At 54.8% G+C, this 23,739-nt stretch carries 19 protein-coding genes; 3 read left to right on the top strand and 16 right to left on the bottom strand.

What is annotated here, in order from left to right; translation table 11 throughout:
• Window positions 1-164: 164 nt before the first annotated feature.
• Together erpA and clcA are read right to left on the bottom strand one after the other, a co-directional pair.
• Window positions 165-509 carry an iron-sulfur cluster insertion protein ErpA gene (gene erpA / locus ACH0WD_RS11015; protein ID WP_001278668.1) on the bottom strand — a complete coding sequence of 115 codons (345 nt, stop codon included), beginning with the start codon at window positions 507-509 and terminating at the stop codon, window positions 165-167.
• Window positions 510-590: 81 nt separating this feature from the next.
• On the bottom strand, window positions 591-2,012 hold the full coding sequence (gene clcA / locus ACH0WD_RS11010) for a H(+)/Cl(-) exchange transporter ClcA (protein WP_000845428.1): 1,422 nt from the start codon (window positions 2,010-2,012) through the stop codon (window positions 591-593).
• A 169-nt stretch (window positions 2,013-2,181) separates the two neighbouring features.
• Between clcA and hemL the strand changes: the two genes are divergently transcribed.
• Window positions 2,182-3,462, top strand: coding sequence for a glutamate-1-semialdehyde 2,1-aminomutase (hemL, locus tag ACH0WD_RS11005; protein WP_000045270.1), 1,281 nt, complete (start codon window positions 2,182-2,184; stop codon window positions 3,460-3,462).
• 98 nt (window positions 3,463-3,560) lie between these two features.
• Here the strand turns inward: hemL and stfH are convergent, their stop codons facing one another.
• The 14 genes from stfH to hrpB form a co-directional block, all read right to left on the bottom strand.
• Window positions 3,561-4,403 carry a fimbrial adhesin StfH gene (gene stfH / locus ACH0WD_RS11000; RefSeq protein ID WP_001747688.1) on the bottom strand — a complete coding sequence of 281 codons (843 nt, stop codon included), beginning with the start codon at window positions 4,401-4,403 and terminating at the stop codon, window positions 3,561-3,563.
• Window positions 4,403-4,933, bottom strand: coding sequence for a fimbrial protein (locus ACH0WD_RS10995; RefSeq protein ID WP_001129319.1), 531 nt, complete (start codon window positions 4,931-4,933; stop codon window positions 4,403-4,405). The genes stfH and ACH0WD_RS10995 overlap by 1 nt, the downstream gene beginning before the upstream one ends.
• Entirely contained in the window at window positions 4,933-5,409 is a 477-nt protein-coding gene (gene stfF / locus ACH0WD_RS10990) for a fimbrial minor subunit StfF (protein ID WP_000737993.1), read from the bottom strand. The genes ACH0WD_RS10995 and stfF overlap by 1 nt, the downstream gene beginning before the upstream one ends.
• The gene (locus tag ACH0WD_RS10985; RefSeq protein ID WP_001250313.1) at window positions 5,406-5,918 is read right to left on the bottom strand and encodes a fimbrial protein; all 513 of its coding nucleotides are present in this window, start codon (window positions 5,916-5,918) and stop codon (window positions 5,406-5,408) included. The genes stfF and ACH0WD_RS10985 overlap by 4 nt, the downstream gene beginning before the upstream one ends.
• 18 nt (window positions 5,919-5,936) lie before the next feature.
• Window positions 5,937-6,689, bottom strand: coding sequence for a fimbrial chaperone StfD (gene stfD / locus ACH0WD_RS10980; RefSeq protein WP_000982726.1), 753 nt, complete (start codon window positions 6,687-6,689; stop codon window positions 5,937-5,939).
• Between the two features lie 17 nt (window positions 6,690-6,706).
• Window positions 6,707-9,364, bottom strand: a complete 2,658-nt coding sequence (locus ACH0WD_RS10975) for a fimbrial biogenesis outer membrane usher protein (protein WP_000951668.1) — start codon at window positions 9,362-9,364, stop codon at window positions 6,707-6,709.
• An 85-nt stretch (window positions 9,365-9,449) separates the two neighbouring features.
• Window positions 9,450-10,010, bottom strand: a complete 561-nt coding sequence (gene stfA / locus ACH0WD_RS10970) for a fimbrial major subunit StfA (RefSeq protein WP_001090554.1) — start codon at window positions 10,008-10,010, stop codon at window positions 9,450-9,452.
• Window positions 10,011-10,570: 560 nt separating this feature from the next.
• Complete coding sequence (locus ACH0WD_RS10965; RefSeq protein WP_137915687.1) at window positions 10,571-10,915, bottom strand: hypothetical protein; 345 nt, start codon at window positions 10,913-10,915, stop codon at window positions 10,571-10,573.
• Window positions 10,916-10,950: 35 nt separating this feature from the next.
• Complete coding sequence (gene fhuB, locus ACH0WD_RS10960) at window positions 10,951-12,990, bottom strand: Fe(3+)-hydroxamate ABC transporter permease FhuB (protein WP_077917498.1); 2,040 nt, start codon at window positions 12,988-12,990, stop codon at window positions 10,951-10,953.
• 14 nt (window positions 12,991-13,004) lie between these two features.
• Complete coding sequence (gene fhuD, locus ACH0WD_RS10955) at window positions 13,005-13,895, bottom strand: Fe(3+)-hydroxamate ABC transporter substrate-binding protein FhuD (RefSeq protein WP_001205360.1); 891 nt, start codon at window positions 13,893-13,895, stop codon at window positions 13,005-13,007.
• Window positions 13,895-14,692 carry a Fe3+-hydroxamate ABC transporter ATP-binding protein FhuC gene (gene fhuC, locus ACH0WD_RS10950; protein WP_001157206.1) on the bottom strand — a complete coding sequence of 266 codons (798 nt, stop codon included), beginning with the start codon at window positions 14,690-14,692 and terminating at the stop codon, window positions 13,895-13,897. Before fhuC ends, fhuD begins: the two co-directional genes overlap by 1 nt.
• 48 nt (window positions 14,693-14,740) lie before the next feature.
• The gene (fhuA, locus tag ACH0WD_RS10945) at window positions 14,741-16,984 is read right to left on the bottom strand and encodes a ferrichrome porin FhuA (protein ID WP_000113212.1); all 2,244 of its coding nucleotides are present in this window, start codon (window positions 16,982-16,984) and stop codon (window positions 14,741-14,743) included.
• A 292-nt stretch (window positions 16,985-17,276) separates the two neighbouring features.
• The gene (gene mrcB, locus ACH0WD_RS10940; RefSeq protein WP_000918127.1) at window positions 17,277-19,799 is read right to left on the bottom strand and encodes a bifunctional glycosyl transferase/transpeptidase; all 2,523 of its coding nucleotides are present in this window, start codon (window positions 19,797-19,799) and stop codon (window positions 17,277-17,279) included.
• A gap of 140 nt (window positions 19,800-19,939) precedes the next feature.
• On the bottom strand, window positions 19,940-22,369 hold the full coding sequence (gene hrpB, locus ACH0WD_RS10935; protein WP_001747687.1) for an ATP-dependent helicase HrpB: 2,430 nt from the start codon (window positions 22,367-22,369) through the stop codon (window positions 19,940-19,942).
• Between the two features lie 72 nt (window positions 22,370-22,441).
• On the opposite strand from hrpB, the gene thpR reads away from it, so the two are divergent.
• Both thpR and sfsA read left to right on the top strand, forming a co-directional pair.
• Entirely contained in the window at window positions 22,442-22,972 is a 531-nt protein-coding gene (thpR, locus tag ACH0WD_RS10930) for an RNA 2',3'-cyclic phosphodiesterase (protein WP_001294178.1), read from the top strand.
• Window positions 22,973-22,988: 16 nt separating this feature from the next.
• Window positions 22,989-23,693: a DNA/RNA nuclease SfsA gene (gene sfsA / locus ACH0WD_RS10925; protein ID WP_000899410.1), complete on the top strand. Its 705-nt coding sequence runs from the start codon at window positions 22,989-22,991 to the stop codon at window positions 23,691-23,693.
• Window positions 23,694-23,739 lie beyond the last annotated feature (46 nt).

Raw genomic sequence — 23,739 nt, 5'->3', positions numbered from 1 at the left:
CGTGAAAGGTGAAACGGGAGGCTTAAGCTACATCGGAAGCTCAGAGTCTTCAGGCCGGATACAAGCTTCTCCCGTTTCAGATAGCTGACAGCTAATCAGCTATCTGTTCAGGATACAAGGCCGGATAAGACGCTCGCGTCGCCATCCGGCACAACGAACAGCAATCAAATGCTGAAGGAAGAGCCACACCCGCAGGTACTTTTCGCATTCGGGTTGGTTACAATGAAGCGGGAACCTTCCAGGCCTTCGGTATAATCGACCGAACCACCCACCAGATACTGCAAACTCATCGGGTCAACCACCAGGCCAACGCCCTGTTTTTCGATGGTCATATCCCCTTCGTTAACCTGATCGTCAAAGGTAAAACCATACTGGAAGCCGCTGCAACCACCGCCGGTGATATACACGCGCAATTTCAGATTCGGGTTATCTTCGTCAGCGATAAGACTTTTTACTTTATTCGCTGCTGCGTCGGTAAACTGCAGCGGCAGCGCTACGTCATCACTCATATTTTGCTCCAAACGACATCGGTAATTGGATAAATTTTCACCCAATATTGGCAGTCATTATCTAATACCCTGGTAATTCGTTCAAGTATTCTCGCCCGCAGGCGCATTCTGGTTTTTCGCCGCCTGTTCCGCATCCTGCTTCGCCAGAGTGCGCGCCAGGATGGTTGAGTATAACGGTTTCCCGCCCAAAAACTGCGCTAATAGTGTCGCGCCAAGACAGGTGATAATCATTGGCAAAATGAGCTGGTAGTTATCGGTCATCTCCAGCACCAGCACAATCCCCGTCAGCGGGGCGCGCACCGACGCCGCCATCAGCGCCCCCATCCCGGCAATCGCAAAGGTACCGGCCTCCAGGTGATACTGCGGGAAAAGCACTGCCGCCGCCATACCGAAGGCCGTACCAAGCAGCGTTCCCAGCGCCAGCATCGGGGCGAAAATGCCCCCCGGCGCGCCGGAAGAAAAGCAAAGCAGCGTCGTGACCACCCGGGCAATAAAGATGAACAGCAGTAGCCCGACGCTAAAATTACCTGCCGCGGCGATAGGAATAAGGTTAAATCCGCCGCCTGCCGCTTCCGGCTCAATCAACCCCAGAATACCGCACAGGCCGCCGATCGCGCCGCCCATAAGCACCCATTTTTTAATTTCGCCGCCATGAAAGCGCTGAAACATATCCTGGGTACGCAGCACCAGCGAATTAAATACCGGCCCGACGCAGCCAAAAATAATGCCGAGGATAAGGTATAACCACAGTGTGTTAACCGGCGCATCAGACAGTTTGCCGACTTCAATAATCGGCGCTTCGCCGTTAAATATGCGGAACACAATGCTCGACATGATGACGCCGGTAAACACCGCTTTAATCGAAATCAGGTTGTAGCGAAACTGCGGGCGCATCTCTTCAATAATAAACAGGATACCCGCCAGCGGCGCGTTAAACGCCGCAGAGAGCCCCGCCGCCGCGCCAGTCGCCAGCAACGTATGCCGCGCTTCGGCGCTGCGCATACGAAAAACATCCAGCACCATGCGCCCCAGGTTGCCCCCGATTTGCACCGTTGGCCCTTCGCGCCCTAATACCATTCCTGCGCCCAACGTTCCCATCCCGCCGATAAACTTCACCGGCAACACGCGCCACCAGCGCACCGGACGTAACTCCTCAAGCGCGCCTTCAATTTCCGGGATACCCGAGCCGCCGGCTTCCGGCGCAAATTTTCGCACCAAAAAGTAGCCGACCATCGCCAGTAACGCCGAAAGGATAAAGGCCAGCGGCCAAAGCAAAAACGCATGGTCCGCGACCTGAACCAGCGCGCCAATGCGCATGTTTTGTACCCAGGAAACCGCCTTTTCAAAGGCGACGCCAACCAGTCCGGTAAGCGTGCCGACAACGGCCGCCATGAACAGAATGGCCAGCGGCGTTTTATCCCGCTGCATCAACCGGCGAATCTGATCTCTGCGCCGTAAACGCACAATTTGTTGAGCTAAAAAGGTGGAAGTGTCTGTTTTCATCAGAAGATCATTAATTGGTAATACAAATCTAAAGTCGGCATTCTACTCGCCAACGCCGCGAAAATCCCCTGCAAATCGTATTGTTTCAAATGCGTAAAACTTTCATAACCTTCTCTGAATAACTTAGAATAGCGGGTATTCACTTTTTCTACGAACCAGGAATCTTTCCATGAGTAAGTCTGAAAATCTCTATAGCGCGGCCCGCGAGCTGATCCCCGGCGGCGTGAACTCCCCTGTTCGCGCCTTCACTGGCGTGGGCGGCACCCCGCTGTTTATCGAAAAAGCGGACGGCGCTTATCTTTATGATGTCGATGGCAAAGCGTATATCGACTATGTCGGTTCCTGGGGGCCAATGGTACTGGGGCATAACCATCCGGCTATCCGCAATGCGGTGATTGAAGCTGCGGAGCGCGGTTTAAGCTTCGGCGCGCCAACCGAAATGGAAGTGAAAATGGCGGAACTGGTCACCAACCTGGTGCCGACCATGGACATGGTGCGCATGGTGAACTCCGGCACCGAAGCGACCATGAGCGCTATTCGCCTGGCGCGTGGTTTTACTGGCCGCGATAAGATTATCAAATTCGAAGGCTGCTACCATGGCCATGCCGACTGCCTGCTGGTCAAAGCCGGTTCTGGCGCGCTGACGCTTGGTCAGCCGAACTCGCCGGGCGTGCCGGCAGATTTCGCGAAACATACGCTGACCTGCACTTATAACAATCTGGCGTCAGTACGCGCGGCGTTTGAACAATATCCGCAGGAAATCGCCTGTATCATCGTCGAACCCGTGGCGGGCAATATGAACTGCGTCCCGCCGCTGCCGGAATTCCTGCCGGGCCTGCGCGCCTTGTGCGATGAGTTCGGCGCGCTGCTGATTATCGACGAAGTGATGACCGGTTTTCGCGTAGCGCTGGCCGGAGCCCAGGATTACTACGGCGTCGTGCCTGACCTGACCTGTCTGGGTAAAATCATCGGCGGCGGGATGCCGGTAGGCGCGTTTGGCGGTCGTCGCGATGTAATGGATGCGCTGGCGCCGACGGGCCCGGTTTACCAGGCGGGCACCCTTTCCGGCAACCCGATTGCGATGGCGGCCGGTTTCGCCTGCCTGAATGAAGTCGCCCAACCCGGCATTCATGAAACGCTGGATGAGCTCACCACCCGTCTGGCGGAAGGTTTGCTGGAAGCTGCCGAAGAAGCGAATATTCCGCTGGTGGTTAACCATGTCGGCGGCATGTTCGGGATTTTCTTCACCGACGCTGAGAGCGTAACCTGCTATCAGGACGTGATGGCGTGCGACGTGGAACGCTTTAAGCGTTTCTTCCACCTGATGCTGGAGGAAGGCGTGTATCTGGCGCCATCGGCGTTTGAGGCGGGCTTTATGTCGGTCGCACACAGCATGGACGACATTAATAATACTATTGACGCCGCGCGTCGGGTGTTTGCGACGCTGTAAAAGAGAACGTCCAGAAACAACGTAGGCCGGGTAAGGCGAAGCCGCCACCCGGCTTTTTATTGGTTCATCGCAGGTTAGCCTGAACCGCACCAGACACCCTAAAGCTCATCAATAATATACTGGAAGCTACAGGTCGACGTGAACTGCCCGGAGCCAATGTTGCGGGTGTTCACCGCCACATTAATGTCATGAAGCTCAACATCGGTTATCGGATGATCAACGGCGCTGGTCGTGACGCTCGACTGGTCGCAGCCCAGCACATTGAGCGTAATACCCGATGAGACAAAACGGCAATAAGCGCCACGGTCGTCAAATTTGCTGCCATCGCAAAGTTTCCCCCCCTCCATCAAATAGGTATGTAACGTGCGATTCACCGTGCCACCGGTGGCATCAAGCATGAGGGTTGTTTTCTGTTTCGAAACGTTCGCATCCCAGGAGATATCAAAAGTATCAACGGGAACTTTCGGGCAAACTGAACTGCGCGTATCCGGCGGGGAATACGTTTCGCCAGAGATACCATCAGCAGCAGTGACACGACTCGTTGCCAGCCAGGGGCAACCATAGTCATCGCTTTGTACCGTAATATCCACGGTAAAAGAGCCACAATCGTGCCAACTCGCTGGCATATTCTGGCAACTGGAGCGCGCAACGCTGTTATCGAAATCGCGTAACACAACCGTCGGCGCGGGCTCTGGCCCCGACCAGGATTGTAAGGGTACCGGACGATTTTTAAAAACCCCTCCTAGCTGCCAGGTGCCATAGTATACTCCGTCATGCGTATCCACCATCACATTCAGCAGAATCGAGCGATCGAAGGTACTCGGACCTATGCCGTAATAGAGCGTGGTACTTGAAAACGTCGCTTTCAGCATGGGTTTAGCCACTACCGAACTGCCATAAACGGCAATCAGCAGCAAAAATAAAGTCCGTATTATTTTCATCATAAATACTCAAATGTAACTAGTGCGCTTGCGAAGAACGTTCCCGGAACCAGATCTTCGCCAGGAAGACGTTGTACCCAGGCATTCAGGCTTAGCGCGTTATTCCCCGTCACCAGCGTGAATATCGCCCCCTCTTCATCGTTCATGCCCACGGGAACGCCGGATAGCGTTTCAATACCAATCCCGATCCCGGAAGCGCCTGAATGGCTATCGATGGCCAGGATACCGCGCATTCCGGTCGCTTCGGTTCCAGTGAAAGTCACCTGCACCCCGTTACTCAGCGCCGAATCGCAATCCGTGAGCTCAAACACCAGAGGCTTACGAGCAGACTGGCCGTCGGGAGTGAAATCAGAACTGTCAAGCGACGAAAAATCGACTTCGGCAATCCCCGTCCCCTGCATCGTGAGCGTGCAAGGACTGGCCACCAGGCTACCGGAAAAATGCAGATTATCTGCCGCTGAGACCGGCAATATCAGCGCCCCACAGAGGATGCAGGCCGCGCCGTGTAATAACGCCTGTCTTTTAGCCATTACTGATAATCCACCTGTAATGTTGCCGTCGCATCGAAGCCGCCTTCTTTCAGCGAAGCACCGCTCTTTTTAACCGGTATGGCTTTCAGAACAGGTATCGACTGTTCATTCACCGTAATGGTGGACCCCAACGTAAAGGGTTGGTCGTTCTGCCTGAGTTCAATCCCCAGCCCCGCCACGCTGGTGTTTACCGCCGCCGGATTAAAATCACTCACGGAACCGCTTAGCGTCAGGGTCATCGCCATCGTCTCATCGCGTACCGTTGAATCACAGGTGATCTCATACGGAACATTCTGCGCATAACGCGTACCATCTATTTTATTAATCAGCAGGTTACCGAACTCAACGTCGATCGTCTGATCATTGTTAATCGTACAATTCGGCGGTGAAATTAATGTGCCGTGAAACTTAAGGTTCTCAGCCGACTGCGCGGCAAAACTGCTGCTTATTAACACTATCAAAGCCATTTTTTTCATTGGTAATCCACCACCAACGTGGCGCCTGCGTTAAACGCGCCACCTGTTAACGTTACGCCATTATTTTTGACGGGAATTGCCTCAATGGCCGGACCGCTGCCGCCGCTGTATTGAAATGACAACCATTGCGTATTGCCGGGTGAAATCAGCGCGCCATCCGTGGCGGTTTGCAGTCGGATACCCAATCCATCGACATCGGTTTGCAATACCGACTCGCCATTGATAGTCACCGCATTCCCCTGAATCTGTAACTTCAGGTAATCGCTCACTCTGCCGTTACAGCTCAGGCGATAGCCCACCGCCTGCCGGTAATTCACTCCGTCCACTTTCGTCGTCAACACATTGCCAAATTCCACCTCACCGCCGGTCACAGTACAGGGCGGCGCGGCATTAACGACTATCGTCAGCGTCATGTTGACCGTCTTACTTCCTGCTGCCAGCGGCATACTGACCGCACTCAGCATGGCCGCACACGTTACCGTGCCCAGCCGTAACCGCCATTGCCTCATCTTGCGTCTCCTTGTCGGTTACGACTTTCTGCTTTTTGCTTCATCTACCGCACAACTGTTGTCAGTACAGTTAAAAATCAGCGGTAACCGCGCGCCATAATCGTTGACGTAAGTCAGCACAGGCGAGTGACCTAATTCACTGGCGTCCCCTCCCAGCGTCACGTTGCTTTTTGGTGCAATCACTAATGGGCTAAAGCCTCTGGCCGGTGTGCCGTCCATGCGGTTGCTGGCGTTGCTTAACACCACGTAGTAACCGGTCGGATTGCTCACCTGATAGCCATTGCCCTGACGCTGAAGGGTGATCTTGTATTGCCATGGATGCTGCATATCGATTTTCGATAGCGCCTGCGGACGGTAAAAAACTTTGATGCGCGTTTGCAGGGCGATTTGCAGCGTATTGGGCTTGTCGCTTTGCGGCGGAATTTCGCGCACGTTGTAATAAAAAAGGGTTTCCCGATCCTGGGGGAGCGACGCCAGCGCCGGCATCCCCTGAATTTTGACCTGTCCGATTGCCGACGGCTCAATGCGCTGGACCGGTGGGACGACGATTAAAGGTGAGGTGATTTTGACGCCCTTCTCATCTTCCACCCAGGACTGCGCCAGATAGGGCAGTTTGCTGTTGGCGTTTTTCAGATCGACGCTTATCGATTTATCTTCGCCGCGAAACACCAGGCGGGTGCGATCGGGCGCGATGGCGGCCTGAGCGCTACCGTAGCCGCCCAGCAAAAGCAGCAAAACAGCGGCCAGGTTATAACGTTTTAATGGCATCATGAATGCGATTTCCTGAATCAATGTGTTGGATAACGAGAAGAGAGCGCTTCGGGTTGCGTTGAAGACGTCAGCCGCTGCGTATGAAGCTGGAGTAATGGTTTCTCTGCGGGCTGCGTTGCCTCAGGTGATGAAGCGTCGCCGATGCACGGCAGCAGCAGGCCGCTAAACAGATCGCCCGGCAGCGGGTCGGGCAACGCCGCTTCACACTGCGTTTTACCTTCCCATGTCACCTGCAACCGCTCGCCGGGGTTAATGCCGATCAGATAAACGCTGCCGTCTTCACCTACGATCCCTAACTGTTGCTGGCGACTGTTGTAAACCTCCGCGCCGAAGGGCGGCGTGCCGCCATCGCGCAGGCGGATACTGGCCATGGCTTTTTTACCGCTGAGCACCTCCAGGCGGCGATAACCGATCGCCCCTTCCGTCAGGGTCGCCTGAGCGATGGAGAGGGTTGCTTCCGCGTCTTCCGGCAACTGGGTAATGTCGATTTTCACCTGGTTGCGGTAGTAGTCGTTGACGTCAACAATGACGGCTTTACCAAACGCGTTGGTATATACCGGCGTGCTGTAGCCGGAGATGGGTACGTTCGCTTCATCGCCGACATCCACCAGCAGCCGCGAGCCGCCGTTGACGCTGGTACGGTGCAGCGCCCCGCCTTTAGCAGTCAGCGTCGCGCCGCCCTGGATGTTCAGCCCGCCGGAGGTATAGTCGCCTTCCTGATAGTTCGCACTGACGTCAATGTCGGCATAGCTCGCTTGATGACGGTAATAGCCGTCGAGAGTCGCGCCGTTATCCGCGCGGCCAGCGTTGATCTGGTAGTTATTGCGATCGTCAATGCGCTCGTAATAGCCGACCTGATTGCTGTTGTTGTCATCGCTAAAGGAGCCGTTGTAGCTCAGCGTGCGGTTGTTGCCCCACGGAATACTGAGCGAGACGTACACGCCGTCATCGCGTTCATTGTCATATTCGTTGCGAAAACCGTTCACCGACAGACTGATCCCGCGCACCTCGCCGACATCGAAATAGTGCGACAGCGTCAGGTTATAGCTGTCCTGGTTGGGTTGGTTCCAGTAGGTGCGATGGGTGTAGTTGATATAGGCGTTGACGTTTATTGCCGAAAAGTTCTGGCTGTACGTCAGGGTATACATCTCTTTATCGTGGCCGGTGCGCTGACGATCGTTATCGTCATTATGCGTATCGATAAACTCGTCCATCGTCATGTAGTTTTCTTCGGAAAAGCGATAACCAGCAAACGTCAGACGGCTGTCTATATCATCAAAATCTTTAGCGTAGCTGGCACGGAACGAGTTACCCTGAATGGTGCCGTCGCCGTAGGCGCTACCCTCTGGCAGCGTCGCACGGGAATGGGTGACATCGACGGAAAACGCGCCCAGCAGCGCCAGATCGCGCCCCAGTCCTAACGCCAGCGCCTGATAATCCTGCTCGCCGATGGCGCCGCCGTACAGCGACCAGCCGTTAGCGATCCCCCAGGAGGCTTCGGCTGAAGTGAAAAAGCCGCCTTCCATATTGTGATCCCAGTCCTGCGGTCGCCCGGCGGCCAACTTGTAGCGCACCTGGCCGGGACGGGTCAGAAACGGAATGGAGGCGGTGCTGACGTCATATTCCTGCACCTGACCGCTTTGTTCTTCAATTTTGACGTGTAGATCGCCGGATACCGTTTCATTAATATCCTGAATGCGAAACGGCCCTGCCGGGACCTGCGACTCATAAATCACCCGCCCGCGCTGGGTCACGGTGACTTTGGCGTTGGTGCGCGCCACGCCTGATATATCCGGGGCGTAGCCGCGCAGATTAGGCGGTAACATCTGATCGTCGGTAATAAGGCTGCCGCCAACATAGTTAAAGCCGTCGAAAATATCGGATTCCAGCGATCCTTCGCCCAGCGTTAGCTGTGCCCGGAGCTGCGGGATCGCCCGCCAGGCGTAATAGCGGTTCCAGTCCCAGTTCTGTTCGGAACTGGAGCCAAAGTTGTCTTTATCTTCGCTGTCATTTTCGTGACGATAGTTAGCCTGCCAGTCCGCGCGCAAACGCCACGCGCCGAGGTTGGCACCCACCGTGCCGTTGCCGCTGATGTCATATTCATCGCCGTCATCATGTTCAGCATGTCGCCACTGGCTGTTAACGTTGTAGTCAAATAACACGCCGGGAATCCCTTCATCCCAGCGGGAAGGTGGATCCCACTCTTCATCGCTGTATTCCAGATAGGCCTGCGGAATAATCACCGTCAGCGTTGACTGGCTTAAATCCGTTTGGGTTTCCATCCCTTCCAGTTGTTCTGGTTGCAGACACTGACCGGCATTTATCCAGATCATTTTATCTGCTATTTCAGGTTTTAACCCCAGCAGCGATACCAGTTCAGGCGATAAACAGGGATATGTATTATCAGGATCGTTATTATCAACGGAATACGTAATAATATTATCCTGGGCAATTTGACTCTGATTGACCAGCACCTGGAGATGATAGCTCCCCGGCATAATGTAGCCTTTACGGGAAAAACGGGAGAGATCCAGGCTGGCATCATCTTTAACATCAAGAAATCGGGTATTAAATTGAATGGGCGCTTCCGCGTAGCTATTTTCCGGACCGACAGCCAGAACAATACCCACCACGGCCGCAAGCGTGCTCAGACGAAATTTTTTATAGTGAGCCATCAGACAATCTATCCCTGAAATATATAATCTATTTTTTTACTTTGAGCATTATCCTGCGGCAGACTGCCGCAGGATGATATTTCACTTACAGATAGCTGATCGTGAAGTTTACGGTGCTGCTGAATTCGCCGGTATCGATAGTGGTGGCAGCGGAATCGCCTTTCACCCAGGCTTTGAAGTTAAGAGTCTGTTTCGCCGCCGCAACGCTGCCGTTCATCGTCAGGTTTTCGCTGTAAGCGTCGCCCAATTTGATCGCGGAACCCAGGTGGTTGCCGATGACAATGCTGGAACCCGCCATTTCGCCGCCGCCGATACGCATCAGCGCAACGCTGCCCGGATTAGCGCTGGATTCGTTACCGATGGCAGAGAAAACGGTAGACGCTTCTTTCTCAGTGGTGAATGCGCAGTTTTCCAGACCGATATGGAAATCGACTTTTGAAGATTCTTTACCGCCCATCAGAGAACCGGTACCGATATGGCCCAGGTTAACGGTCTGGTGTTCGTCGCCAACCACGATTGAACACGGTGAATCTTCAATAGTACCGGTAAAAGTCACCGTACCAGTATTACTGCCCGCAGCATTGGCAAAGCTGGAAACACCCATAACCAGTGCGGCAGCAACCGCAGCTTTTACTGCTGTATTCATTTTTCATCCTTATTAAAAGTTGGTGAGTATTTTTACGCTATTCACACGGAGCTATACTCAATACCCCATGTTTATATGGGTAGATATATATTATATGACGAGTTATGAAATTCCCGATGCAACATTCAAAAGAAGCAAACAACACGTTAATAAATAACATCCCTTAGGCGCGGCAAAGTATTTTCCATTAAAAACCCAAAGACAAGTGTTTTTTATTTAAAGGATCATCAGCATTAAATAATAAATATTTTTTATCGTTCAAAAAACAAACAAAACAAGCAAGACGGGAGAGCCAAAAAAACAATAAACATGTCAAAATGAATAAAAAAAGATCAGAATTACAGTACTGAGTATATAGCAATGATGCATAAGATTTATTTTTTGTATAAATTCCATTAAAAAAATCAAAAAATGCTAAGTTACATTTTTTTTGTTTACTCGTGGCAATTAATTTATTTTAATAGAGTTGTTTTTATTACTTCGATAAAAAAACAATATTTTATTATCGAGGTTTTATAATGAAAACTTATTATTAAATTAAAATTAATTTACGAGATGCATTAAAGATGCGGCATCCACATCTTAATATTTAAAAAGGCTTTAATACCGAAACCGGTAATTCTTATTATTGGATAGATCATGCCGCAATTTATCATCAACGTTTCGGGCCTGGATATGTTGAAATTAGTCACCCTGTTCAGGAGACAGCGGCGCGCCACTGAAATAGCACATGACTTATCGATACAGAAATAACCCCTGCTTCTTGCTGAACATAAAAGCAGAGTTCCCTCGATAAAACGTGACAGGACAGCTTTCGCACGCTGATAGCGTTCAGCTATTTTTAGGTCTACAAAATATTGCCACAACATATTGATATTGTGTAATTTGTAGGTCGGGTTGAGCATGGCCGCCACCCGACATAAATGTGGCACAGCTTTTTTTACCGGCTCTGTTTACGTAGCAAATAGATAAAGTACGGCGCGCCAATAAAGCTTGAAAGCAGTCCCGCCGGGATCTGATACGGAAATAGCGCCATCCTGCCGCACCAGTCGGCAAAGACCAGTAGAACGCCCCCTGCCAGCGCCGAGATGACCATATGCGGCATCGTCCGGCGAAAACCAAGCATCCGCGCAATATGCGGCGCCATCAGTCCAACGAAACTCAGCGGCCCAATGGTCATCGTCGCGGTTGCCGTCAAACAAGCCGCCAGCGCCAGCAGCGCGATACGCGACGGCGTAAGCGCCATGCCCACCGCACGCGCGGCATCGCCGCCCAGAGGCAAAATCGTTAACCAGCGGCGACACAACGGCACAATGGCCAGCAAAATCACCATTACGATCGCGGTTCGCGTAACCTGCCCGCCAGTGGCGTTATAGGTAGAGCCTGCGATCCAGGTCAATACTTCCGCCATCCGCGGGTCGCCGCTCGCCTGGAGCATCATTAGCAGCATGGTAAACGCGGTGCTGAGCGCCATCCCCGCCAGCAACATCCGTTGCGGTGAGAAACCGCCGCGCCCGGCGGCTATCATAATAATCAGCAGTGTCGCCGCCGCGCCCAGGCTTCCGGCAGGCAGTAGCCAACCGAAAGCATTCCCCGGCACCAAAAACAGCATCAACACCACGCCAAACGCGGCTCCGGAACTGATCCCCAGCACTTCCGGGCTGGCCATTGGATTACCGGTCAGACGCTGAATAATGCAGCCCGCCACCGCCAGCATGACGCCCGCTATTAACGCCGCCAGTATCCGCGGCCAGCGCCACGGCATCAGTTCTTCAAGCAGCGTTCCGCTCGCCCACGTCCAGCCGTGCGCGTCGCGACCAAAAGAGAGCGCGCCCCATGTTGCCAGCAGCAAGAGCACGCCACCGGCAACGGCAAAAGCGAGGACATGCCGACGCTCCGCCGCCACACGATCGCTGGCGTTCATATCCGGCGCGCTCATGCTTTTAAGCCGCGGCAGCAGCCACAGGAGCAGCGGCGCGCCGATTAACGCCGTCACTGACCCGGTGGAGACCTCCATCCATACGCGGGTGAGCCAAAGGATAATCTGATCGGATAGCCATAAAATAAGCGCCCCAATGAGCGGCGCCAGCATCAGGCGCGCCAGCAGACGTCTTGCGCCAAGCATTTTCGCCAGCAGCGGCGCAAACAGGCCGATAAAACCGATAATGCCCACCGCGTTGACCAGCAGCGCGCTCAACACAATCGCCAGCGACAGCGCCGCCAGACGCGCTAACGACAGCGCCAGACCCAGATTACGCGCAACGCCGTCATCCAGCCCCATCAGCGTCATCGGACGTAGCAACAATAATGTGAGCATCACACCGCCCAGCAACTGCGGCCACAGACGCTGCACGCCGCTCCAGTCGGTTTGCGTTAGCGTTCCGGTGCTCCATAAAAACATGCTTTGCAACTGATCGTGGTGGAAAATCACCAGTAACTGGTTGATTGCGCCACAATAGAGGCTGACCACCAGCCCGGCGAGGATTAGGGTTACCGGCGACAGACGTTTGCCCCACGCCACGCCGAACACCAGCGCGCCGACAATGCAGGCTCCCGTCAGGGCGGCAAACTGTGTGGTCAGCGCGCCGGGAATCGCCCATAGCGTAGTCACCGTGATCCCCAATTGCGCGCCGGTCGCCACGCCCAGCGTGGTCGGTTCCGCCAGCGGGTTACGCAATACTTGCTGGAACAGGACGCCTACCAGCCCAAGCCCCGCGCCCACCAGCAGCGAAATCGCCAGTCTTGGCAGCAGGCTGTAATGAAAAATCATCTGCTCAATGATGTCGATATCCGGTGACCAGATAGCCTGTTGCCACTGGCTGCGCGGTAGCGCAACGGAGAAGTTAACCCATGTCAGCCAGCAGGCGGCAACAAACAGCGCCAATAACAGCAACGCCGGATGGCGGCTTCGCCTTATCCGGCCTACAAAGCGCCCGAACCGTAGGTCGGATAAGGCATTTTTCGCGCCGCCATCCGGCATTTCACGTTTTCTGCTCACGCTTTGCCTCCCAACACGTTATTCAGGATGCGGACAAAATGCATCGTGGAGAGGGTCGCGCCATAGAACCAAACGGCGGGCACCCGGTGAAAGCGCCCGGCGCGGACAAACGGCATGGCCTGCCACAGCGGCGTTGCCATCAGCGCGTTCATATCGGTGCTATTCCCGTGATCGAAGCAGATCACATCCGCTTCTTTATACATCGCCAGCCGATCGAGGCTGACCGCCGTACTGCCCCAAAAGTTGGTTTCACCCTGCCAGGCATTGACAATGCCATACTCGTCCAGCACCTCCTGGAACAAGCAATTCGGGCCGAGCACCAGCATATGCCGCGGATCGATAAGCGTCGTCATCAGTAACGGACGCCCCCCGCGGCGGATAAAATGCGGCTTCTGGCTGGCGATGAAGCGATCGTATTGCGCCAGATGTTTTTCTGCCGCAGCTTCCAGATTCAGCGTCTGCGCCAGTTCAACCAGCGAACGTCGGGCCACCGCCAGCGGCTTTTTGCCGTCGCTAAAATCGAACCCGCGCCCCGGCGCGATCCGCGCCAGTTTCTCCGGCGAGGGTCCGTAACCTGCCGACCAGACCATAAACGACGGCTTCATCTCCGTCAGCAGTTCGAGATTGGGTTCAGTGCGAAGACCCACATCAATCACCGAATCCGGCAACGGCGGTTCGCTAACCCACAGCTTATAATTTGGCACATCCGCCACGCCATACGGCGTAATACCGAGCGCCAGCAGCAGCTCAACCGGCAGCCACTCCAGCGCCACAATCCGGCGGGGATCGATAGCGGCAGCCTGCGCCGTATTCATTTGCCACAGCAGCGGCGAGAGCGCCATCGCCGTTAATAAACGGCGGCGAGTCAGAGGATATAAATCACGCATTAATACACAAAACTCACAGGTGCCGCGCCCGCCGGATGCGGAAGGATACCCATCGGGATACCGTAAATCCGTTCCAGCGTGTCACTGCGCATCAGTTCCGCAGGCGTTCCTTGCGCAATCATTTCACCGCCGCGTAGCGCGACTAAATAATCACAGTAGCGGGCCGCCATGTTGATATCGTGCAGCACCGCAACCACCGTCAGCCCGCGCTGCTGGCTTAAACGATGCACCAGCGCCAGCACGTCCACCTGATGGGCGATATCCAGCGCTGACGTCGGCTCATCCAGCAGCAGACAACGGCTATCCTGCGCGACCAGCATGGCAATCCACGCGCGCTGGCGTTCACCGCCGGAAAGGCTGTCTACCAGACGATGCGCCAGCGGTTTTAAGCCGACCAGCGTAATCGCCTCGTCTACTTTTTCCCGGTCCGCGACGCCAAAGCGTCCCAACGCGCCGTGCCACGGATAGCGGCCAATCGCTACCAGTTCGCGCACCGTCATTCCTTCCGCCTGCGGCAATTGTTGAGGCAGATAGGCAACTTTGCGGGCAAACGCCTTGCTGCTCCAGCTCGCCAGCGGCTGATTGTCGAGCAGAATATCCCCTTCGGAAGGCGGCTGATGGCGGCCCAGCATTTTTAACAGCGTGGATTTACCGGAACCATTATGGCCAATAAGTCCGGTGACTCGACCTGCGGGAAACGTTAACGAGAGGGGGTGTAAAAGCGTGCGGCCCGGCACACGAAAGGCGACGCTTCGCAGCGCAAAGGTGGTATCGGAATGAATGTGGTTTTCCTGCATCGCAGCCAACTTGTAAAACGGGCACGGCAAGCCGTGCCCAAAGAGAAATTAGAAACGGAAGGTTGCCGTTGCAACGACCTGACGTTCTGCGCCCCAGAAACAGCCGTAGGTCTGGAAGCAGCTGGCGACGTATTCGCGATCAAACAGATTATTGACATGAAGGGCAACGTTGGAGCCTGCCATGCCTACGCGCGCAAGGTCATAACGTACCAATGCATCGACAACCGTATAACTCCCTACTTTAAAGGAGTTTGCCGGATCGCCATAGCTTGACCCCGTGAAACGCCCGCCAGTCCCCAGCGTTAAACCGGACAATGGACCATCAAAGAAAGTGTAATCGCCCCACAACGACGCCATATGCTTTGGTACCTGTGCAGGAGTATTACCTTTATAAGTCGTATCCGTCGTGTATTCGGCGTCAGTATAGGTGTAAGAACCCACGACGTTGATGCTTGCAGAAAGCGCCGCTTTCGCTTCTAGTTCCACGCCGCGGGCGCGAATTTCACCGCCTTCAACCGAGAAGAAAGACCCCGCCGGATCAGCCATCAGGTTGTTGGTTTTGGTCAACTGATAGACCGCACCGGTAATGACTATCGGCCGATCATTCGGTACATATTTAACCCCCGCTTCATACTGCTTACCTTTCGAAGGTGCAAATATTTTCCCGTTCTCTCCCGTCTGTGAAGCCGGCTCAAACGACTCACTATAACTGAAGTAAGGCGTTATTCCATTATCAAACAGATAGTTAACACCACCACGCCAGGTAAACTGCTTATCATCACGTTTAGATGTGATGCCAGTAGTGCGATTCAGAGACTCTTGATCGGCCCAGTCATAACGCCCACCCAATGTTACCAGGACTTTATCCCACTGTGCCTGGTCCTGGACGTACAGACCCGTTTGCTTTTGCTTATTCAAAATCTGGTACGGGCCGGATGTTGCTGGATCTCGCGAAGCAAAGTCGAAATCAGTGTACACCGGGTTATAGAGGTCAAGCAGAGGTACGGAGTCGTCGTAGCCAAACCAGGCATTGATATCATTACGCATACGCATAAAGTCGACGCCGGTCAGCAGCGTGTGATCTACCTCACCGGTGGCAAATTTACTTTGCAACTGAGTATCAACGGAGAAGTTTTGCAGTTTCTCGTCGTCAACAACATATTTACGAGCCAGATAATGACCTTTGTCCGCTGGCGCTAATGCCGCGCACTGCTTGCTGTCACGGTTTGCCGGATCGGAACAAACGCCGTAACCATAGACGCTATTTTGCGAGACTTTATTCTCGGCATAGCGCAAATTCTGGCGCACGGTAAAGGTGTCGTTGAATTCATGATCGAAGCTGTACCCTACCATCTTCTCATTACGAGAATAGGTATTGTTTTTCGCTCCTTCGTTGAAATCTGTTGGCAGACGTTTACCGTTTGGCAGCGGCTCAACCGTTCCCTCTTTCGGCAGCCAGCCGTAGTAACCCGTCTCTGGTTCATTCTGGAAGTAAGAGAGAAACGTAAAGTTCGTCTTGTCATCCGGACGCCAGGTGAACGCTGGCGCAATCGCATAGCGCTGCTCTTCCGCGCGATCCTGCTGCGCATTGGCGGAACGCGCCAGACCGGTCAAACGATAAGAATATACGCCCTCTTCATCCAGCGCGTCGCTGAAGTCAAAACCAGTCTGGAACAGGCTGTCAGTACCCATCTTGAACTGAATTTCTTTCAGCGGCTCCGTCGTCGGACGCTTGCTAACCATATTCAGCAAACCGCCAGGGCTACTTTTCCCGTACAGAACGGAAACCGGACCACGCATCACTTCCGCGCGTTCCAGCATATACGGGTCTATCACCGCATCATTATAGAAGTTGCCCTGCATTTTCAGGCCATTCAGATAGTTATTCTGGCTTTGGCCATCAGCGGCGAAACCGCGAATGATCAGGTAGTCGTAAGTATTGGACGCGCCACGAGTGCCCACGGCAACGCCAGGGGTATAACTCAACGCTTCTTTAACCGACTTTGGCTGATGCAACGCCATCTCTTCGGCGGTAACAACAGAAATAGACTGCGGCACCTTTTGAATCGGCGTGTCCGTTTTGGTTGCCGTGGCGGATTGTCTTGCAGCGATGGTTGCCGCCGGTCCCCAGGCACTTTCCTGCGCGGCAGGCGCTGCGGTTACGGTAATGGTTTCTTCTTTCGGTTGAACCGCCGCCTGTGCATAGACAGACATGCCGCTAACCGCTGTGGCTACTACAACTGCGATTTTACGCAGTGAAGAGTTTGGCTGAGCAGTTTTAAGACGCGCCATTGGTATATCTCTGATGAAAGTGAATGATAACGTAAACGATAATTATTATTATAACCGCAGCATGATAGGCGAAATATCGTCGCAATGGCAAGCGATACGCGGCCCTACGAAAACTAAGGGGTTAAGAAACAACCAGATGAAAAGGAAGGGTTAATAAATTAGACTGAAATGTTATTTATGGAGGATTTGCCGGATGGCGACGTAAGCGTCTTATTCGGCCTACGTCGCACATAATGGAGTCGTAACGGTGTAGACCGGGTAAGCACAGCGCCACCCGGCACTATTACCGTGATTAATTGCCGCCGAACATCTCCTTAATCCAGCCAGCAACGCCGTCGCTCTTCTCTTCTTTCGGCGGCTGTTGCTGCGCAGGCTGCTGCGGCTGAGACGACTGATCGAACGGATTGCCTGACGGCTGCTGTTGCTGCTGCATCATCTCGCCCTGCTGGCACAGCGTATTTGGATCGTCCGTCCAGACCGGCAGAGTGCGCATACCGCCGCTACAGACAAAATTACCGTCGTAATCAACGCCCATATCCACCACATCTTCCGGCGGCGTCAGAACTAAAGGCGTCGGCGTCTGGTTCGCCAGATAGCGCTGGTAAATCGCCATCGCGCCGCTGGCGCCGTACAATTTCGTCGGCTGGTTGTTATCACGGCCTACCCAGGTGATAGTCACCTGGCTGCCGTCGATACCGGCAAACCAGGTATCGACATTGTTGTTTGTCGTCCCGGTTTTACCCGCCAGATGCAGACCCGGATATTTCGCGCCAAGCTGACGCCCCGTACCACGCTGGACGACCTGCTGCATTGTCCAGAGCGTCAGGTAAGCCGCCTGTGCCGGTACGGCGCGTTCAGCTTGCGGATAACTTTGGTACAGCACCTTACCATCTTCCGCAATAACCGAACGCAGCGCTGATAACGGCGCGCGATTTCCGCCGCTGGCGATAGTCTGGAACGCTTGCGCCACTTCGATCGGCGTCAGGTTCAGCGCCCCTAACAGCATAGCCGGAACCGGATTGAGCTGATCTTTCGGCACGCCGAGCTTCGTCCAGGTATCGGTTACCGCCGGTAAACCTAACGCCATCCCCAGATTGACCGTCGGTACGTTCATTGAGCGAGTTAACGCATCCACCAGCATCACTTTCCCGCTTTCGCTGTAGCGACGATCGTCGTTCTGCGGCGACCAGACCTGACCATTCGGCTGGCGCAGCGAAATCGGCGCATCGGCAATCCAGGTGTTCAGACGGTATAAGTTCGGCTGACTTAACGCGGTCAGATAGGTCGCCGGTTTCGCCAGCGACCCGATGGAACGGCGCGCCTGCATGGCACGGTTATAGCCGGCATACTGCGGCTCCGCCCCGCCAACCATCGCGCGCACCTCGCCGCTAAAGCGATCCACTACCACCATCGCGGTTTCCAGATCGCTCAATTTACGCTGCTTCTTCAACGCCGGAATGCCTTCGACAACGGCTTTTTCTGCGGCATCCTGCGCCACGGAGTCAAAGGTGGTGAAGATCTTCACGCCGGAGAGATCTTTAATTTTATCCCCCAGCTTCGCCTGCAGTTCCTGACGAACCATCTGCATAAACGCTGGCTGCGGTGAAATAACGCCGCCGCGCGGCTGTACGCCAAGCGGACGCGCGCTCAGCATGTCATAGAGTTCCTGATCGATGATTTTCTGCTGCTGTAACAGGCGTAGCACCAGGTTACGACGCTCCAGCGCCAGTTTCGGGTTGCGCCACGGGTTATAAATCGACGCCCCTTTTACCATCCCCACCAGTAACGCCTGCTGATCGAGGCTCAGTTCCTCTACCGGACGACCAAAGTAATACAGGCTCGCCAGAGGAAAACCGCGAATTTCATTATCCCCGCTTTGACCGAGGTAGACCTCGTTCATGTACAGCTCAAGAATACGATCTTTACTGTAACGGGCATCCATGATCAGCGCCATGTAGGCTTCATTCGCTTTACGCCAGTATGATCTTTCGCTGGAGAGGAACAGGTTCTTCACCAGCTGCTGGGTCAGCGTACTGGCCCCCTGCACCGTGCGTCCCGCCGTCAGGTTGGCCAGCACCGCACGCCCGATAGAGTAAAGACTAATGCCATCATGCTCATAGAAATGACGGTCTTCCGTCGCCAACAGCGTATCGACCAGCAGATCCGGGAAACCGCTGCGCGGGACGAATAAACGCTGCTCGCCATTTGGCGAAGAAAGCATAGTGATAAGCCGCGGATCGAGGCGGAAGAAGCCAAACTGGCGGTTGTTATCCAGATTGACGATGGTTTCCAGACGCCCGTCACTGAACGTCAGCCGTGCGCGCACCTGCCCTTCTTTGCTGTCCGGGAAGTCAAACGGACGACGGATCATCTCAATGCTATTGGCCTGCACGGTAAATTCGCCGGGACGGGTCATCTTCGTCACCAGACGATACTGCGTCGCTTCCAGCAATTTCACCATCTCGTTTTTGCTGACAGGCATGTCTGGCTCAAGGTTCACCATCCGACCATATACCGCCGCCGGAAGCTGCCAGACCTTGCCATCAATACGGCTGCGGATTTTTTGATCCAGATAGACGCCGTAAATGGCGAACAGCACCACAAAAACGATAAACAGTTTTAGCAATAGCCACAGCCAGCCGCGCTTGCCACGAGGCTTACGCCCTTTGCCCTTACCTTTACGCGGCATCGGTTCTTCATCCTCATAGTCATCATCATAATCGTCGTCATGCTGCCGACGACGGCTCACCTTTTGTTTCACAGGACGTGACGGTTTCCCCTTACGTCCAATCGGCTCGCGGTCATTCCCCGCCATGCTTTTTCTCCGCAACATACAGGCGCAAAGGCCCGATTCTGTATTCTTCCGCCAGACGACAGAAGAAGAAATCTCTCAATTTACCCTTTTGCCGGATGGCGATTAACGCCTTATCCGGCCTGGAGGCAACGTATAACACGTCACGAATACTTCTTCGTGCGCCGCGTTGGGGCCGTATTCGCCGGATCGTCCGGCCAGACATGTTTGGGGTAACGGCCCTTCATCTCTTTTTGCACTTCGCGATACGCCCCCTGCCAGAAAGCGCTTAAATCGCGCGTAATCTGTAGCGGTCGCTGCGCAGGCGAAAGCAGTTCCAGCACCAGCGACACGCGGCCCTGAGCGATGGTTGGGGTCTTCGCTTCGCCAAACATTTCCTGCATTCTGACCGCCAGTGCGGGCGGGTTATCTTCATGATAACGAATCGTTATTCGGCTTCCCGTCGGCACAGTGTAATGCCCAGGCAGTTCACTATCCAGACGTTGCAGCATGGCATAGTCAAGCAGTCCCCGTAACGCCTGAGTCACATTCAGAGATTTCAGACTCCGTAACGACTGTACGCCTGTCATGTGCGGCAGCAACCAGTTTTCCAGAGTCGCCAGCAGCGACGCCTCATCCACGGCAGGCCAGTCATATTCCGGCAACCATTTCGCCGCACAGTGCAGACGCAGACGGAACTGCTCCGCTTCCGGCGTCCAGTTAAGGACGGCCAGACCTCTATCGCGGATGCCGTTCAGCATCGCCTGATGAAGCTCCTCTTCAGACGGTTTCGCCAGTGGCTGAACGCTAACCGTCAACTGTCCAATACGCATTCTGCGCCACGCTTTCAACGTTCCCTGCGCTTCGTCCCATTCAACCGTGTCAGACTGGCGCAGTAAATCAGGACACGCCTGAATCAGCGAGGCAATATCCAGCGGCTGCGCCAACAATATTCGGGCGTCCGGCGAGGCGCTACCTTGCAGCAACAGCGGCGCGATCAGCCATTCATGACGTCCCAACGCGTCATCCGCATCTAACATCGTGCCCATACCATTGGCTAACTGATAGCGCCCTTCCTGACCACGACGCCGCGCGATGCGGTCGCTAAACGCTCTGGCCAACAGCGGCATAATAAGCGCGCTATCCGGCTCGCCATTACGCACCTGCAGCCGTTTTAAAAGCTGCTGGCTACGCTGCTGCCAGCCCGGCTGTCGCCGCGAAAATAGCACGCTTAAATCCGTACCGCCGCCGCGCGGCGGGTCCTCAAGGATGGCCGCGAGCATGGCGGCGGTGGCGGCGCTGTCGCCCTCGTCGGCGTTGACTAACATCGCCGCCAGGCGCGGATCGTTACCCATTGCCGCCATTTTCCGCCCCCGCGCGCTTAACCGCTCGCCCTCCAGCGCGCCTAACATCAATAATAAACGGCGGGCGGCCTGAAGATTCACCTCCGGCGGTCTGTCCAGCCAGAAAAGCGATGCCGGATCGTGACATCCCCACTGCAACACCTCCATCAACAAACCGGAAAGGTCACTGTGTAAGATTTCCGGATCGCTTTGCGCCGCCGCCCGCTCCGCCTGTTCTTTGGCCAGCAGATGTAAACAGATACCCGGCGCCAGTCGTCCGGCGCGCCCCGCGCGCTGCGTCATTGACGCCTGACTGATACGCTGCATAACCAGCCGCGTCAGTCCCGTTCGCGCGTCGAATCGCGCCACGCGCTCCTGAGCGCTATCGACGACCAGACGAATCCCTTCAATCGTCAAACTGGTTTCGGCAATGTTAGTCGCCAACACCACTTTACGCATCCCGGCGGGGGCGGGAACAATCGCTTTGCGTTGCGCTTCCAGAGACAATGCGCCATACAGCGGACAAAGCAGGACATCGCTCCCTACCCGCGACGCCAGATGTTCATGAACGCGCTGTATTTCGCCTACGCCGGGTAAAAATAGCAGCAGCGAACCGTTTTCATTGCGCAGCAGTTCCGCTGTCGCCATCGCGACGGCTTCATCAAAACGCAAATGCGCCGCAAGCGGCTGATAACGTCGCTCCACCGGGAACGCGCGCCCCTCCGAGACGATCGTCGGCGCATCAGGCAGTCGCTGACAAAGCCTATCGTTATCCAGCGTCGCAGACATGATTAACAGCCTGAGATCGTCACGGAGCCCTTGCTGGATATCCAGCAACAGCGCCAACGCTAAATCCGCCTGTAAACTGCGCTCATGAAATTCATCCAGTATCACCAGCCCCACGCCGCGTAATTCGGGATCGCGCTGAATCATTCTGGTCAATACGCCTTCGGTCACCACTTCCAGCCGGGTACGCGGCCCCACGCAGCTTTGCGCGCGCATCCGGTAACCTACCGTTTCGCCAGGCTTTTCATTCAACGCTTCCGCCAGACGCTGGGCGACATTACGCGCCGCCAGACGACGCGGTTCAAGCAGGAGGATTTTTCCAGCAACCGGACCTTGTTGCAGGAGTTGCAACGGCAGCCAGGTGGATTTCCCCGCCCCGGTAGGCGCGGACAACAAAACCTGCGGCGCGGTTTTTAGGGCTGTCAACAATTCAGGCAATACGGCGGCAACGGGCAATGACGTCACAAACGGCTCCACGGGGTTAACTTTCTTTGCGCCGCATTGTAGCATCGTGTTAATCCATAACCGAGTATCCCTATGTCTGAGCCAAAACGGCTGTTTTTTGCGATTGACTTACCCGACGACGCACGCGCGCAAATTATCGCCTGGCGCGCCGCCCATTTTGCGTCTGAAGACGGACGCCCCGTGGCAGCGGCGAACCTGCACCTGACGCTGGCCTTTTTAGGCGACGTCAGTAGCGATAAGCAGCGCGCGCTTGCGCAACTGGCCGGACGAATTCGCCAGCCGGGCTTTACGCTACATCTGGATGACGCCGGTCAGTGGCTGCGTTCGCGCGTGGTGTGGCTGGGGATGCGCCAGCCGCCGCGCGGGTTGTTGCAGTTGGCTAATATGCTGCGCGCGCAGGCCGCCCGCAGCGGTTGTTACCAAAGCCCGCAGCCTTTTCACCCGCATATTACGCTGCTGCGCGATGCCAGCCATACGGTGGCTATCCCGCCGCCGGGCTTTTGCTGGTCATTTCCGGTCACGTCGTTTGCGCTTTACGCCTCTTCGTATGGGCAAGGCCGTACCCGCTATGCCGAGCTGCAGCGCTGGACGCTGGGCGAATAATAATGAAGGAATGTCGATGCTATTCTCCCCCCCTTTACAACGCGCTACGCTGATTCAGCGCTATAAACGTTTTTTAGCCGATGTGATCACCCCTGACGGTACGACGCTTACGCTGCACTGTCCTAATACCGGCGCGATGACCGGCTGCGCCACGCCTGGCGATACCGTCTGGTATTCGACATCAGAAAATACTAAACGCAAATATCCGCATACCTGGGAATTGACTGAAACGCAATTCGGCGCATTCATTTGCGTGAATACGCTGCGGGCGAACCAGCTAACGAAAGAAGCGATTCAGGAGAATCGCCTGCCGGCGCTGGAGGGGTACAATATTCTGAAAAGTGAAGTCAAATATGGCGCCGAGCGCAGCCGTATAGATTTTATGTTACAGGCAGATTTCCGCCCGGACTGCTATATTGAAGTGAAATCGGTCACGTTAGCGGAAAAAGAAAACGGTTATTTTCCCGACGCCATCACCGAACGAGGGCAAAAACATCTTCGGGAGTTGATGGGCGTTGCGGCGGCAGGTCATCGCGCGGTGGTGGTGTTCGCGGTGCTGCACTCCGCCATTACACGTTTTTCACCCGCACGTCATATCGATATAAAATACGCGCAGCTATTGAGCGAGGCTCAGAATAAAGGCGTGGAAGTTTTAGCTTATAAAGCAGAACTTTCAGCCCAAAAAATGGAACTGAACGAACCAGTACCCATAACGTTGTAGTGGAATAACAGCCTGATTATTAAGTATTCTGGCCGCGTGCGTAAAT

The organism is Salmonella sp. 2020_1395 (assembly GCF_043848115.1).
Lineage (GTDB): Bacteria > Pseudomonadota > Gammaproteobacteria > Enterobacterales > Enterobacteriaceae > Salmonella > Salmonella enterica.
This window is presented reverse-complemented; position numbering and strand designations above follow the sequence as displayed.

What these genes read in the sequence shown, in the direction of transcription:
- stfF (WP_000737993.1), bottom strand. Translation starts at nt 5,409, where the DNA reads ATGAAAAAAATGGCTTTGATAGTGTTAATAAGCAGCAGTTTTGCCGCG.
- erpA (WP_001278668.1), bottom strand. Translation starts at nt 509, where the DNA reads ATGAGTGATGACGTAGCGCTGCCGCTGCAGTTTACCGACGCAGCAGCG.
- thpR (WP_001294178.1), top strand. Translation starts at nt 22,442, where the DNA reads ATGTCTGAGCCAAAACGGCTGTTTTTTGCGATTGACTTACCCGACGAC.
- mrcB (WP_000918127.1), bottom strand. Translation starts at nt 19,799, where the DNA reads ATGGCGGGGAATGACCGCGAGCCGATTGGACGTAAGGGGAAACCGTCA.
- stfD (WP_000982726.1), bottom strand. Translation starts at nt 6,689, where the DNA reads ATGATGCCATTAAAACGTTATAACCTGGCCGCTGTTTTGCTGCTTTTG.
- ACH0WD_RS10995 (WP_001129319.1), bottom strand. Translation starts at nt 4,933, where the DNA reads ATGGCTAAAAGACAGGCGTTATTACACGGCGCGGCCTGCATCCTCTGT.
- ACH0WD_RS10965 (WP_137915687.1), bottom strand. Translation starts at nt 10,915, where the DNA reads ATGCTCAACCCGACCTACAAATTACACAATATCAATATGTTGTGGCAA.
- fhuB (WP_077917498.1), bottom strand. Translation starts at nt 12,990, where the DNA reads ATGCCGGATGGCGGCGCGAAAAATGCCTTATCCGACCTACGGTTCGGG.
- stfA (WP_001090554.1), bottom strand. Translation starts at nt 10,010, where the DNA reads ATGAATACAGCAGTAAAAGCTGCGGTTGCTGCCGCACTGGTTATGGGT.
- ACH0WD_RS10975 (WP_000951668.1), bottom strand. Translation starts at nt 9,364, where the DNA reads ATGGCTCACTATAAAAAATTTCGTCTGAGCACGCTTGCGGCCGTGGTG.
- sfsA (WP_000899410.1), top strand. Translation starts at nt 22,989, where the DNA reads ATGCTATTCTCCCCCCCTTTACAACGCGCTACGCTGATTCAGCGCTAT.
- fhuD (WP_001205360.1), bottom strand. Translation starts at nt 13,895, where the DNA reads ATGCGTGATTTATATCCTCTGACTCGCCGCCGTTTATTAACGGCGATG.
- fhuC (WP_001157206.1), bottom strand. Translation starts at nt 14,692, where the DNA reads ATGCAGGAAAACCACATTCATTCCGATACCACCTTTGCGCTGCGAAGC.
- fhuA (WP_000113212.1), bottom strand. Translation starts at nt 16,984, where the DNA reads ATGGCGCGTCTTAAAACTGCTCAGCCAAACTCTTCACTGCGTAAAATC.
- stfH (WP_001747688.1), bottom strand. Translation starts at nt 4,403, where the DNA reads ATGAAAATAATACGGACTTTATTTTTGCTGCTGATTGCCGTTTATGGC.
- clcA (WP_000845428.1), bottom strand. Translation starts at nt 2,012, where the DNA reads ATGAAAACAGACACTTCCACCTTTTTAGCTCAACAAATTGTGCGTTTA.
- hemL (WP_000045270.1), top strand. Translation starts at nt 2,182, where the DNA reads ATGAGTAAGTCTGAAAATCTCTATAGCGCGGCCCGCGAGCTGATCCCC.
- ACH0WD_RS10985 (WP_001250313.1), bottom strand. Translation starts at nt 5,918, where the DNA reads ATGAGGCAATGGCGGTTACGGCTGGGCACGGTAACGTGTGCGGCCATG.